Source organism: Gaetbulibacter sp. M240 (assembly GCF_043876815.1).
Taxonomy (GTDB): domain Bacteria; phylum Bacteroidota; class Bacteroidia; order Flavobacteriales; family Flavobacteriaceae; genus Gaetbulibacter_A.
Genome location: NZ_JBAWKA010000007.1, coordinates 44,863 through 56,971, shown reverse-complemented (window position 1 = coordinate 56,971; position 12,109 = coordinate 44,863). Strand labels below are relative to the sequence as shown.

11 protein-coding genes and 1 tRNA gene are annotated in these 12,109 nt (G+C 33.6%); 5 read left to right on the top strand and 7 right to left on the bottom strand.

What is annotated here, in order from left to right; all coding sequences use genetic code 11:
• Positions 1 to 65: 65 nt before the first annotated feature.
• Positions 66 to 740 (bottom strand): SCO family protein, encoded by a 675-nt coding sequence (locus V8G61_RS15060; RefSeq protein ID WP_394876721.1) that lies wholly within the window; start codon positions 738 to 740, stop codon positions 66 to 68.
• 169 nt (positions 741 to 909) lie between these two features.
• Between V8G61_RS15060 and rseP the strand changes: the two genes are divergently transcribed.
• The 4 genes from rseP to V8G61_RS15040 all read left to right on the top strand — a co-directional run bounded on the left by rseP (position 910) and on the right by V8G61_RS15040 (position 4,163).
• On the top strand, positions 910 to 2,253 hold the full coding sequence (rseP, locus tag V8G61_RS15055) for an RIP metalloprotease RseP (RefSeq protein ID WP_394876720.1): 1,344 nt from the start codon (positions 910 to 912) through the stop codon (positions 2,251 to 2,253).
• Positions 2,254 to 2,328: 75 nt separating this feature from the next.
• Positions 2,329 to 2,402, top strand: a tRNA-Asn gene (locus V8G61_RS15050).
• A gap of 177 nt (positions 2,403 to 2,579) precedes the next feature.
• A complete protein-coding gene (locus tag V8G61_RS15045) occupies positions 2,580 to 2,909 on the top strand; it encodes a YegP family protein (protein ID WP_394876719.1) in 330 nt (109 codons plus the stop codon).
• Between the two features lie 555 nt (positions 2,910 to 3,464).
• Entirely contained in the window at positions 3,465 to 4,163 is a 699-nt protein-coding gene (locus tag V8G61_RS15040; protein WP_394876718.1) for an aspartyl/asparaginyl beta-hydroxylase domain-containing protein, read from the top strand.
• A gap of 35 nt (positions 4,164 to 4,198) precedes the next feature.
• Here the strand turns inward: V8G61_RS15040 and V8G61_RS15035 are convergent, their stop codons facing one another.
• From V8G61_RS15035 to V8G61_RS15020, 4 genes are all read right to left on the bottom strand, one after another.
• Entirely contained in the window at positions 4,199 to 4,837 is a 639-nt protein-coding gene (locus V8G61_RS15035) for a hypothetical protein (protein WP_394876717.1), read from the bottom strand.
• Positions 4,838 to 5,474: 637 nt separating this feature from the next.
• On the bottom strand, positions 5,475 to 6,140 hold the full coding sequence (locus V8G61_RS15030) for a response regulator (protein ID WP_394876716.1): 666 nt from the start codon (positions 6,138 to 6,140) through the stop codon (positions 5,475 to 5,477).
• Positions 6,141 to 6,142: 2 nt separating this feature from the next.
• Positions 6,143 to 7,810, bottom strand: coding sequence for a sensor histidine kinase (locus tag V8G61_RS15025; protein ID WP_394876715.1), 1,668 nt, complete (start codon positions 7,808 to 7,810; stop codon positions 6,143 to 6,145).
• A 183-nt stretch (positions 7,811 to 7,993) separates the two neighbouring features.
• Positions 7,994 to 8,374, bottom strand: coding sequence for a hypothetical protein (locus V8G61_RS15020; protein WP_394876714.1), 381 nt, complete (start codon positions 8,372 to 8,374; stop codon positions 7,994 to 7,996).
• Positions 8,375 to 8,691: 317 nt separating this feature from the next.
• Between V8G61_RS15020 and V8G61_RS15015 the strand changes: the two genes are divergently transcribed.
• A complete protein-coding gene (locus V8G61_RS15015) occupies positions 8,692 to 9,255 on the top strand; it encodes a hypothetical protein (protein ID WP_394876713.1) in 564 nt (187 codons plus the stop codon).
• Between the two features lie 16 nt (positions 9,256 to 9,271).
• Here the strand turns inward: V8G61_RS15015 and V8G61_RS15010 are convergent, their stop codons facing one another.
• Positions 9,272 to 10,681: a DUF2231 domain-containing protein gene (locus V8G61_RS15010; protein WP_394876712.1), complete on the bottom strand. Its 1,410-nt coding sequence runs from the start codon at positions 10,679 to 10,681 to the stop codon at positions 9,272 to 9,274.
• A complete protein-coding gene (locus tag V8G61_RS15005) occupies positions 10,681 to 12,105 on the bottom strand; it encodes a DUF1501 domain-containing protein (protein ID WP_394876711.1) in 1,425 nt (474 codons plus the stop codon). The genes V8G61_RS15010 and V8G61_RS15005 overlap by 1 nt, the downstream gene beginning before the upstream one ends.
• Between the last annotated feature and the right edge of the window lie 4 nt (positions 12,106 to 12,109).

Genomic DNA, 12,109 nt, shown 5'->3' with positions numbered 1-12,109 from the left:
TAGATTGATTTTAAAGAAGCAAAAGTAAGTTAAAAATTTAGGGTAAAAAAATCATTGCAATAAAACTACAGGATGTATTCTTTTTTCAGGTGTTTGATGTCTTCGATAAGTTGATCTACTTCCTCTGGATTTGTACCATCATAAAATCCCCGAATCTGTCTTTTTTTATCTACGAGAATAAAGTTTTCGGTATGGATCATATCATATTTTCCTGCAAACGGATTGTCCTTCACCGCAAGGTAACTTTTACGCGCCAGATCGTAGATCTCTTTTTTGTCACCTGTAACCAGATTCCATTTCGAATCGATCACACCTTTCTCTTCGGCGTAACGCTTTAATTGGGCAACCGAATCAATATCCGGCGTCACCGTATAAGATAATAACATGACTTGTGGGTCCTTCAAAATCGCTTTTTGAATGCGCACCATCTGATCGGTCATTTTAGGACAAATGCTGGGGCAGGTTGTAAAAAAGAAATCGGCCACATAGATTTTGTTCTTATAATCCTCCTGAGTGATGGTTATTCCGTTCTGATTAGTTAGTGAAAAATCGGCAATTTTATGGTATTTTTTTTGATATTGTTTGGTTGAATCCACGAGTTCGGCACTAACGTTTGAAGGCTGATATACCGGCAGGGGCTGGTAGGTGTTCAGGGTGCTGTAAATGATATACATGATAATGATGGATAGTATACCGAGAGCAATAAAAAACTTGATATATCCTTTAAAAAAAGATCGCATGGTACGTTTAGCATTTACAATTATGCAAAAATACAAGGAATAAGATACATTTTGCAGTTATAAGACGCTTAAATTCATGTTAAAACTACGACCAACTTTAGGGATGAGGTTTAAAGTTTGTTTAAAAAGCTTACTTTTGTGCGATTAAAAAATACCACGAAAATTATCTATGGATTTTGTTATAAAAATATCTCAATTTTTAATGAGCTTGTCCCTCCTGATCGTTTTACATGAACTAGGGCACTTTATACCGGCGAAATTATTTAAAACCCGCGTTGAAAAATTCTATTTGTTTTTTGATGTAAAATTCTCTTTGTTTAAAAAGAAAGTTGGTGAAACTGTATATGGAATTGGTTGGTTGCCTTTAGGCGGCTATGTGAAAATCTCGGGAATGATCGATGAGAGTATGGATACTGAGCAGATGCAGGCCGAGCCTCAGCCTTGGGAGTTTCGATCAAAACCGGCCTGGCAGCGTTTGATCATCATGCTGGGTGGGGTAACCGTAAACTTTATTCTATCGGTGCTCATTTATATTGGCATGAGCTACTACTACGGTGAGAAATACTTACCCATTGAAAATATTCCTGACGGCTTATTTATTGAAAACGTTACGGCCAACGAAGCAGGATTAAAAACCGGAGACCTTATTGTGGCGGTCGATGGCGAGAAGATAAACCGATATTCTGAGATCCCTGAAAAAGTACTCTTCGGTAAAAATATTACTATTAAGCGCCAGGGAAGAGATTCTATTATCAACATGCCTGAAGATTTTTTAGCCCAGATGATAGATGGGAATCAAAGAGGGTTTATTAATTTACGTCTACCCTTCGTTATTGCTAAAGTTCCGGATACCTCATTCAATAAAAACAGTGGCCTTCGAAAAGGTGATGTTATTGTTCGCTTAGGGAATATTGAAACGAAATACATCGATCAGGTTTTACCCGCATTAGACGTGCTGAAAGGACAGGAGGTTACTGCAAGCGTATTGCGAGAGGGTTCCAACATTTCCGTGCCATTAAAAATATCTGACGATGCAAAACTGGGTATCGTTTATGGCTCCATTACCGAAGATAATTTAGAACAGCTTGGATATTATCAATTTGAAACTAAGAAGTATGGTTTTTTTGAAGCGTTCCCGGTAGGCATCAAGAAAACAGGTGATCGCATTTCATCATATATCACGCAGTTCAAAGCTATTTTCACACCAAGTACTGGTGCGTATAAAGGTGTTGGAGGGTTTTATGCTATTTTCAATATTTTTCCGGCCACCTGGAGTTGGGAGGTGTTTTGGGGAATTACAGCCTTTTTATCCATTATGTTAGGAGTTTTAAATCTATTGCCAATTCCGGCATTAGATGGTGGTCATGTGATGTTTTTACTTTATGAAATGATATCGGGAAGAAAACCGGGTGATAAGTTTATGGAGTATGCTCAAATGGTAGGTTTCTTTATTTTGATTGCTTTGGTTTTATTCGCCAATGGCAATGATATTTACAAGGCTATTTTTGGCTAGGTTTTTTTTAAAAATTATATTTGTAGTAATTAAAAATATATATATATTTGCGCTCGCTTAAGCGAAAAATAACACTCCTCCTTAGCTCAGTTGGTTAGAGCATTTGACTGTTAATCAAAGGGTCCTTGGTTCGAGCCCAAGAGGGGGAGCAAAAAACAAAAGCCTTTACAGAAATGTAGAGGCTTTTTTGGTTAACTATTTGAACGTATTGAAAAATTAGCTATGCCACTTCAAAACGAGGTGCTATTTGCTTTAAGATTTATAATTTGACAGACTATATTTACAATTTTGCTTATATTTAGGAATCAAACATTAAATTATTTATTATGGCAAAATTTGAAATTTACAAAGACAACTCAGGAGAATTTAGATTTAGACTTAAAGCGAGTAATGGGCAAAACATCTTATCTAGTGAGGGATACGCTGCGAAAACGGGTTGTACAAATGGTATCGAATCTGTAAAGAAAAATGCCCCGGATGATTCTAGATATGAGCGTTTGGAATCTAAAAGTGGTAAACCCTACTTTAATTTGAAGGCAGGTAATAATCAGGTTATTGGAACCAGTCAAATGTACTCCTCTAATAGTGGATTGGAAAATGGTATTGAATCTGTAAAAACTAATGCGCCTTCAGCTTCCGTAGAAGATTTGACATAAAAATTATTTTAAAGCTTAACCGGGTTTAAAGAATTGTTTTTTTTGATTTAAAATAACCCCTTCTACCAAAAAGAGCTTAAAAACAATGACCCTTAAAATCAAAGATTGATGCAAACCTCATCAATTCTTCACTGAATTGGTTCGACAAAACGATATTAGAGGGAGCAAAAATTAAAAGCCTTTACAAAAATGTAGAGGCTTTTTTTGTCCTTTATGTCTATAGCTTTATTTATATTTTTTTAAAAGGTCTATAACAGATAAAATGTAATAATATTTAGATAATTATCTCTATTTCAAATTTTGTTTTTGAATAAGCTTTTTTAATAACGTTTTCTTATTCATTTATAGAACTTTCCTTTAAAATTGAATATTAATATATTTAGTTTGGAATTATTTCTCTAACGTATAAATAGCTTTTAAAAATTTAGTACATTAGTGATACATTACTATGAAATTTTTATAGTTTAATACTCCCCTAAGATTACTTAATTTTCTTTATTAAATATAAATTTCTGTTTTCACATGAATTTTCGGACCATTGCTATCAATTACATAATGAAAATAGGCAATGCCATAATTAGTCAATACGATGGGGGGCTTAATCGACCTGTCATTTTAGACGTAAAAAGAACTTTTCCTGAGCTCTCTATAGTAGAAGAAAACTTCTATTCTATTAAAGCCGAATATGAAAATGTTAATGAACATTTTGAAATCCCAGCTTACCATGAAGTGGAACAAAGAGTATACGCAATTTCTGGTAGCATTGAACAAAATTTAAAATGGAAGGTGTTTCTATTATATTATTCTGGAGAAACACCAGATCTTGCTAAAGAATTATGCCCCAAAACTTGTGCTTTGTTAGAGGGAATTCCTAATATCTATAAAGTTTTTTTCTCGGTGTTGGAGCCTGGAAAATCTATACCAGCACATCGTGGACCATATAGAGGTTATCTAAGATACCATTTAGGAATAAAAGTGCCAAAAGGATCACCTCCAAGCATTAGATTGAAGGATCAAATGTATCATTGGAAAGAGAAAGAAAGTTTATTGTTTGATGACACATGGGAACATGAAGTGATAAACAAGTCGAAGGAAGAAAGGGTGGTGTTAATTATCGACCTTTTACGTCCATTGCCTTTCCTGCCAAATCAGCTTAATAGGTTCATCGCTAATTTTCTATTAAAAACTGTACGTATAAAAAAAGTGCTTAAAGATGTCACAAAGCTAAATCGAAGTAGAAAAAAAACTAAGTGATATATTTGATTTTAGTGAATTTGAAAATAGGCTAATCAGTATGATTTTAGAGTGAAGTTAAATACCCATCTTTTAAATAATATGACGCTTAGATATAACTTCAGTGGCTTAATGCTTAACTTCTGTTTGTATTTTAGTGTAGGCTTATTAAAATACTCACTTATACTATAGTACTTATCAATACCCTTACCTTTTAAATATTGATAGCTTTGATAGCGTAAATAAGGCGCTAAGTTTTTACCCCTAAAATCTTCGAATGTGTAGGTGTTATGTACGTAGCCCTCAAAAGGTTTTAATTCAAATTTCCTACCTCGAATAGAAAAACTTTCATGTTTTATAAAAGAATAAACTGAAATTTTATCACCCTTCTTAATGCCTAAACAAGTATCTCCATTTTTGAGATCACTCATTAAATCTTTATGGGAAATTCCTATAACATTATTTTTGATATAGGTTATTTCCTCCTCTCCGAAAACAGATAATTTGTATTTGGATTCATCATCCCTAATTCGAGGGGGTTCTATATCGATGGAACCTATTTCCCAAAAATACGGCATAAAATCCAATCCAATTTTCGCCAATGTGTTACGTATTCCATGCCAAAAAAGCCCGTTCTTAATAATATTAGAAATCCAGGTAATTTTATAGAATATTGTTTTTTTACCTGCTTCCATTTAAAGTTAATTTTATTATTTCTAAAATTATTGCCAATGGGATGTGTTCCCGGGTGTATACACGTGTATCATAAGTATTTTTAAATTCAAACATATTCAATATTTACGGCAGGGATATTTGGCAGAAGCATTTAAAATCAAATATAAGGAAATAGCTTACATAAATGTTTGAGGGAATAGAAAAGCTCTAAAAAACCTGTCAATGTTCTCAAATAGTTGGACTTCAATAAGATAATTTCCTTGGTTCGAGTCCAAGATGGGGCAAAAAACAAAAGCCTTTACAGAAATGTAGAGGCTTATTTGTTTGAAAAAAATTAAATAATATCCCATTAATGATCAATAAAATTAGCCTTAAAATCGTAAAAGGATATTAGGATTTCCGTTAATCAAGAAAAAAACTCTCCATCCAAAATTTAGGATGGAGAGCTTATAATTAATCCCTCGGATAATTAATAGCGTAGCCAAAATAAATTAATAGCAATAACCTTCATTACGGGTTCCCATAATTATTTAGAAAATTAGGCTTGGAAATTAGAATATAGATGAATGAAGAAATTACCAGCCTTTTGGCTGTCCCTGGAAGGTCTGAAAAAAATTACTGTGTTAAACATTCCCTTTATATGCTAACAAATACAGACTAAATAAGTCCCATATCCTTTGTAATCGCAACTAAATGAATAACATTGTTAGCATTGAATTGAATTTTTAACCGATTAAGTCTTTTTTCAATAGTGCTTAAACTATTTGGTGACATTTTTTTTGATTTTAAGTAAGCACTAATATCCTCTTGCGATTTACCTTCGGAAAGATTTTGTAGAAGATAAATATCAAAATTATCAATATTTAAAATTGTTTTTTTACTTATTGCCGGGGTGACAGGTTCAGATAAATATAATTTGTTTTCAAATGTAATCTTTAACGCTTTTGAAAGATCTTCCAACCCTTTTCTCCCTTTACAAACGTAGCCATTAATCTTGTATTCATTTATAAGGGTCCTTACCTTTTGAACCCTATCTTCTATGGAATATACAATTATCTTTAAATTTATATTTTCCTTCCTCAATATTTTGATTAAATCTTCCCCGGAGGGATACTTTTGGGTTCTATAATCTTCTTTGAAGGACAAATCTGTAATTAACAAATCAAAAGGATCGCCGTCTAGAATTCCTTTTTTTATTTGAAGATATGCATCATCACAATAATTTACTTCATATAAATTTCTTAAACCTAAAGACCTCGCAACTGTCTTAATTCCAAGACTAATACTACCCAGGTCGTCGGCTACTAAGACTTTCTTGTACATACTTATAAGGTTATTTTTACTTTAAAACCTTCTCCAGGCTTAGACTCAAAATTAATTATTCCATTTACCGAATGAATACGGGTTTCCACATTTCGAAGACCACTACCAATATTTAAATTGCAACCAACACCATTGTCCGTATAGTAAATATTTATTCTTTTTTGTTTATATTCAAATGAAAATATAACAAGTGTTGCTCGACTATGCCTCTTCATATTAGTCATTAGCTCTTGAAAAACTCTATATAACGCAGCTTTTTTCAAATCAGAAATAGAAGTCCAAACAATTGAACTTAAATTTTTTGTAATAACCTGAATCTCTTTATTATCATAATTTTGAAACAGATTTACCAACACGGTCCCAAAATCCTCTTCAAAATTCACCGCTTCATTTTCTTTAGATATATCTCTAGTTTTATTGTAGATAATCTCTAAATCATCCAATAAGCCTTGTTGGTATTCATATTCACTTTGAAATTTAGACATAACCCTATAAACATCATTCGCCACCTCATCATGTATTTTTTTTGATATACGTTTTTCAGTGTCATATACTTGCAGGAGTCTATCCCTTCTGTTTTTAGCTTTTAAAAAGAAATACACAAATACGCTTACCATTAAAAGAAAAAACCCTAAAAAAAAGTAAAAGAACTTAAACTGCTTTTGTTTCTCAGTTTGAAGTTGACTTTCTTTCAACTTTCTTTCGCTCTCAGCAATATTATATTTTATTGCAGCAAATTTATTTTCTTTTAACCTTTGTTCCTTTTCTAAAAAATTAGTGAGGCTAACGAATTTATTAAACGCAGGATTATTTTCTAATGAAAGTTCCAGTTGTAAAGTCTCTCGCTGATAGACTTTACTATTTATCTTATTTGATATGCTTTTAGTCTTCTCAATGTAATTAGAAGCTAGTATTTTATCACCTTTTTTTAAATGATATAAAGCATGATGTCTGTAACTTGAAAACAACCCAGTTAAATCATTTAACTCTTCTCTAATACTTAATGCTAACTTCATGTTGCCTAAACCTTTCTTCTCATCTCCCGCATAGGTTTGGTAAAACCCAAGATTATCAATGTAGTTTGCTTTTATGTTAGAGTTTTCTAAAGTTAAAGCTTCTGAATAATAAGGATTTAAAATCTCTACAGCTTTATGAAAAAGATTCTGATCTGCATTTATATTAGCGATATTCGTGATAATAGCTATCTTGCTTTTTAGATCATCATCCTGTAAAGTCAAAGCTTTATTATAAAATAATAAAGAATTATTGTAATCATCTATCTTTCGATACAACAAGCCTAATTGATTATATAAACGCATTAATGGTTTTTTGACCTTTGAAGAATCTATTTCACTTAAAAAAGTAAGGGCTTTTATCGCAGAAGCTTCGCTGTCATTATATAGGCCTAATTTAAATTGCCCAAATGAAATTAACTCCAAATAATACGCTACTTGAATAGAATCATTTCTTGCCTGAGCCTTTCTAGATTGATTTTCAAAAAACTTGAAAGCATCTAATGTTTCAGAAACATTTTTTATTTCTTTTACTGAATTATAATAGAAAAGCGTACTGTCTGGTAGATTTTGGGATACTATTTTATTGTTTTCTAGGACAAGAATATTCACTAATAAACTACAAAAAAAAAGGAATGAAGTTCTTGATTTTTTCATTCCTCTAAAATAGTAACTATTTTTTATTATTAACCTCCTTAAGGAGGCAGTGGTATTGGACTTTCATCAACACAGCAAATTTGTTCCTAAAGGTTGTCACTCGGATTAGCAAAAAAATAAGTCTTTACAAAAATTTAGAGGCTTTTTTTGGTTATTTAAGCTATTATTACCAAATAATAATTTTTAATCAATAAGTAGTTCAACAAGATTAGGGTCGAATAAAAAGGCTTGATATTTATCGAATCCAATCAAAACCGAAACAGATTCAATTTCGAAGTAATATTTCTCTTTTATTGTAATTGTTACTTCGCCTTTTTCGTTTGACTTCCCGTAACTCAGGGTTCCTGATGCACAACCACCGTATCCGCCGCAACTTAATGGTCCATTTAACGCTACTCTCGCATCGTATATTGGTTCCCTGGTTTGTTTGTCTAAAACAATAAAAAATATTTCTATTGTGGGATTAGTTTCAGGTGGGTCAACCTTACTACAACTCGATACAAGTATTAATAATAGAATAAATAGAGATTTAGGAGCTCCGTTTAATTTTCGTATTATTTTCATTTTGAAATAAGTTTTATTAAAAATTGATATTTTCAAAGGAATAAAACTTAATTATTACCTGTGTCCGAGAAATTCCATGAGGTATAATATTGGATAAATTGGAGTGATGTAGTGGTGTTTTAAATTTACAGGGATATCTGGGTGTTCGTGTATTTTCTTTAATTGGGAAAAGCTTTGATGCCATTGAAATGAAAATTATAAAAGCCTTTACAGAAATGTAGAGGCTTTTTTTATCTCACGATTCAACATAATTGTTTAATTTAAAACATTATTTAATTCACCTTTATAAATTCCAATGGAATCCAAAATTAATCCGTATGAAAAAAATACTAACGCTATTTATATGCCTTACACTTTTTGGGGCATGTAAAAATGAGTCCAAATCAGGAGAGGCAATAAATAATAATAACAATTTGGCAATAGCGAATCAATTTATTGATGCTTTCTACTCATTTGATCAAGATTCCTTAAAATCAATTCTATCGCAAGCAAATAGATCACGTCAAGGGATTATATTTTATCAAAAATGGGCCGAATGTGGCAACTACGGCGTCTTGGACCGGGCGGATTGCATTGTAAAAAATGATACACTTGTGGTTTGCCCGGTAACAGTAAGAGATGATTTAATCCAAGCACTTCAGCTTGATCTTCATGTGACCGATACTTTTCATTTGGGAATTATCGATGGACATATAAAATCGGTAGAAACATCTTCTAATGATCCAGAACTCTTTTACGAAGCGAGGAAATGGGTAAGAGAAAATTTGGCAGAATTGGTAGAAGAGCCGTGCAATCGTGAAAAAGAAGATGGGCCTACTCCATGCGAATGTGTCAAAGCAACCGTTCAGGGGTTTGCTGAATTTATAGCAACAAAAAACTAGACAAAAGAGAAACTCTCTAATCCTCTAAGTCTTGTCTAAAAACAGATTTGGCTTGCTGAACTTTTTCAAATTTAAATTCAGAAATGATCTCTGCTTTGGGGTAATTCTGTGCTAGGCTTTCAACCTCTTCGGGAGTAATTTTTGTGTTTCTTACATAAACTCTTAAACTGCCGTTCGAAGAAAGTATATTCTGCACGGATTCATTCGTTATGCTTGTTTCGCTTAAATTGGCAGCCTCAAGATGTTCATGCTTGATTAAAAACGGAGTCAAACTTTCTGACAGCTTATTTTTATTAATATCTATCCGTGTTAGATGTTCCATGGGAGCAATGCTGTTAAGAAGTTCGTCTGAAAGGTTACAATCCGACAATTGCAATACCGTAATTTGATTGGAGGCCTTATTTAATAGTTCAATTTGTTCCTTATTGATTGAATCGTTTTTAAATGTCACATCCAATAAAAAGTTAGTCTCGCTTAAATAATTTACCCTGAATCCTGACTTACGGAGTTGGACCATAATCCCGTCATCTAAACTATCAACCTTTACCTTTTCATAATAAGGTTTTGGACTGAAATCTAACCCGTAATCACGATTGATAAGTGTTATTAACTCCTTATTCATTACCTCAGGGTTAAAGGTTGCTAAACTATCTGCTCCATTCTCAATCCAATGTTTTAGGATTTGGATATTGGTGTAACTTAATCCCAGCCCGCGTGGAGGCATTCTTTTTTCATGATTTGAGGGTAGGCTTACTCTTGTAAATAATTCACTATTGCTAATATTTCCTGCGGTTATTGGGTAGTTGTAATCAGCTTCATTAAACAAATCATTATAGCGCTCCAAAATTAAGCCCCCTTTGTAATTCTCTTTATTGTGACAAGCGATACAATTAGCTTTAAACAGTGGTTGTATTATGTGCGCATAAATTTGAACAGAATCCGAATTCATCTCATTGATGGTTTTTAATCCGATATAGTCTTCACTCTTCAGAAATTCAGGCCCATATTCCACCAAGTATGAAGAACCATGAGTAAGGGTTCCTCCTAAATGGCCTGTTAAACCAATTAAAAGTATGGTAATTGTAGAAAATAAAAATTTAAATTTAGCTTTAACTTCTGGTGCTTTAACCTGATAAATAATAACCACCAACATGATCCCCAGTGTAGCAATTCCTAAATACATGTGGTTGTTAAGGGGTTTTATACCATAATCATCGCTCAATGATAACAGCCATCCGGTTAAGGCAGCAATTAAACCAGCTCCAAGGCCTATACTATAAGTTAATATGATGAATTTCCGGGAATTAACAACATTGCGGTATCTCAGTTGAAATAATATTTCAAAAAAATAGCCTAAAATAAAAATGCCAATTGGTAAATGGACAATTAACGGATGGAAACGACCAACAAATAGCTCCCAATCCATTAGCTTAATATTCCTTTTACTAAATTCCCATGAACATCCGTTAATCGAAATCTACGGCCCTGATATTTATAGGTTAGTTTTTCGTGATTTAATCCCATAAGGTGCAATATTGTAGCATTAAGATCATGAACATGGACTTTGTTTTCAAGAATATGATACCCAAACTCATCAGTGGCTCCAAAAGTTAGACCTTTTTTCACTCCGGCTCCAGCCAGTAGCATGGTATAAGCATCGGGATGATGGTCTCTACCAAAATTATCTTTTGTTAATTGACCTTGGGAAAAGCTAGTTCTGCCAAACTCTCCACCCCATATAACCAAGGTATCTTCCAAAAGGCCACGCTGCTTTAGATCCATGATTAAAGCCGCTGAAGCTTGATCGACATCCTTACAGTTTTTTGGAATCTGTTTGGGCAAATTGCTGTGGTGATCCCAGCCACCATGGTATAATTGTACAAAACGTACACCACGTTCAGCCAATCGCCGTGCCAGTAAACAATTGCTGGCAAAAGTTCCGGGCTTTTTACTGTCTTCACCATATAGTTCGTAAATATGATCAGGTTCTCCCTCGGTATTCATGACTTCAGGAACGGAAGTCTGCATACGAAATGCCATTTCATATTGTGACATTTTTGCCTTAATACTTTCATCTTCCCAAGTTAAATAGTTTTGATCCTGCAATTTTTGGAGATGATCAAGTTGTTCTCGTCGTATGGATTCCGTAACACCTGGAGGGTTATTTAAAAACAATACAGGGCTTTTACCACTCCTAAACTGAACACCTTGATGTTCGGTCGGTAAAAAACCGCTTGAAAGTAATCTTGATGAACCCCCTTCATTGCCTTTAGTCATTAAAGCGATGTAATTTGGGAGGTTTTCATTTTCGGAACCGAGGCCATAACTAATCCAAGCCCCTATAGTCGGTCTTCCCGGAATTTCAGAACCTGTATGGGTAAACATTTGAGCTGGTTCGTGCTGTACCGATTCTGTATACATAGAGTTAATCATACATAACTCATCCGTAATTTGTGCCATATAAGGCATGAGGTCACTCATCCACATCCCGCTCTGCCCACGCTGTTTAAATTCATATAGAGGGCGAACGATAGGCTTGGTGGCTTGTGCGGCAACAGACGCTGTTACACGATCTCCCATAACACTATTTGGCAACTCTACACCATGCATTTTTGTTAGAATTGGTTTGTAATCAAAAAGATCCAATTGCGATGGTGCCCCTATCATATTTAGAAAAATAATTCGTTTCGCTTTAGGAGCAAAATGAGATCCTAAAGGCGAATTTAAAGAAGCTCCAAATGCACTTATAGGATTAATAAGAGAAGCCAAAGATATAGCGCCAAGGCCTAAAGTGGACTTACGGAGAAAATCCATCCGACTAATTGGATTGTGGTGATTATGGTCGTCCATATTT

What these genes read in the sequence shown, in the direction of transcription:
- V8G61_RS15035 (WP_394876717.1), bottom strand. Translation starts at nt 4,837, where the DNA reads ATGGAAGCAGGTAAAAAAACAATATTCTATAAAATTACCTGGATTTCT.
- V8G61_RS15025 (WP_394876715.1), bottom strand. Translation starts at nt 7,810, where the DNA reads ATGAAAAAATCAAGAACTTCATTCCTTTTTTTTTGTAGTTTATTAGTG.
- V8G61_RS15040 (WP_394876718.1), top strand. Translation starts at nt 3,465, where the DNA reads ATGAAAATAGGCAATGCCATAATTAGTCAATACGATGGGGGGCTTAAT.
- V8G61_RS15005 (WP_394876711.1), bottom strand. Translation starts at nt 12,105, where the DNA reads ATGGACGACCATAATCACCACAATCCAATTAGTCGGATGGATTTTCTC.
- V8G61_RS15060 (WP_394876721.1), bottom strand. Translation starts at nt 740, where the DNA reads ATGCGATCTTTTTTTAAAGGATATATCAAGTTTTTTATTGCTCTCGGT.
- V8G61_RS15010 (WP_394876712.1), bottom strand. Translation starts at nt 10,681, where the DNA reads ATGGATTGGGAGCTATTTGTTGGTCGTTTCCATCCGTTAATTGTCCAT.
- rseP (WP_394876720.1), top strand. Translation starts at nt 910, where the DNA reads ATGGATTTTGTTATAAAAATATCTCAATTTTTAATGAGCTTGTCCCTC.
- V8G61_RS15030 (WP_394876716.1), bottom strand. Translation starts at nt 6,140, where the DNA reads ATGTACAAGAAAGTCTTAGTAGCCGACGACCTGGGTAGTATTAGTCTT.
- V8G61_RS15015 (WP_394876713.1), top strand. Translation starts at nt 8,692, where the DNA reads ATGAAAAAAATACTAACGCTATTTATATGCCTTACACTTTTTGGGGCA.
- V8G61_RS15045 (WP_394876719.1), top strand. Translation starts at nt 2,580, where the DNA reads ATGGCAAAATTTGAAATTTACAAAGACAACTCAGGAGAATTTAGATTT.
- V8G61_RS15020 (WP_394876714.1), bottom strand. Translation starts at nt 8,374, where the DNA reads ATGAAAATAATACGAAAATTAAACGGAGCTCCTAAATCTCTATTTATT.